Below are 828 nucleotides of genomic sequence, written 5' to 3'. Positions count from 1 at the left end.
CCGCATGGGCCGCGAAGTAGCGCCGAAAGTCGCTGCACGTTTTGCCCGCAGCATTCTCGAACTGGGCGGCAACAACGCGATGATCCTCGGCCCAAGCGCCGACCTGGACATGGCCGTGCGCGCGATTCTGTTCAGCGCCGTCGGTACCGCCGGCCAGCGCTGCACCAGCCTGCGTCGGCTGATCGCCCATGAGTCGGTAAAAGAGGAAATCGTCACCCGCCTCAAGGCTGCGTATTCCAAAGTGCGCATCGGCCATCCGCTGGAAGGCAACCTGATCGGCCCGCTCATCGACAAGCACAGCTTCGAAAACATGCAGGACGCCCTGGAGCAGGCCTTGAGCGAAGGCGGCCGGGTGTTTGGCGGCAAGCGCCAGTTGGAAGACACGTTCCCCAACGCTTACTACGTGTCGCCGGCCATCGTGGAAATGCCGGAGCAGAGTGATGTGGTGTGCACCGAGACGTTCGCGCCGATTCTGTATGTGGTCGGCTATACCGATTTCGCTGAAGCGCTGCGCCTGAACAATGCGGTGCCACAAGGCCTGTCTTCGTGCATCTTTACCACTGACGTGCGCGAGGCCGAGCAGTTCATGTCGGCGGTGGGCAGTGACTGCGGGATCGCGAACGTCAACATCGGCCCGAGCGGCGCGGAGATTGGTGGCGCGTTTGGCGGTGAGAAAGAGACCGGTGGCGGGCGTGAGTCGGGCTCGGATGCATGGCGCGGGTACATGCGTCGCCAGACCAATACCGTGAACTACTCGCTGGAACTGCCGCTGGCCCAGGGCATTACCTTCGACTGAATCTCTGCTCGGAGTGCGGTCAATGTGGGAGC

Annotated in this window: 1 protein-coding gene; it reads left to right on the top strand. The window is 62.7% G+C overall.

What is annotated here, in order from left to right; all coding sequences use genetic code 11:
• On the top strand, positions 1-796 hold a 796-nt coding region (locus HX846_RS13160; RefSeq protein ID WP_178965524.1), incomplete at its 5' end, for an aldehyde dehydrogenase family protein.
• Positions 797-828: the final 32 nt, after the last annotated feature.

This window comes from Pseudomonas sp. K5002 (assembly GCF_013386655.1).
GTDB lineage: Bacteria > Pseudomonadota > Gammaproteobacteria > Pseudomonadales > Pseudomonadaceae > Aquipseudomonas.
This window is presented reverse-complemented; position numbering and strand designations above follow the sequence as displayed.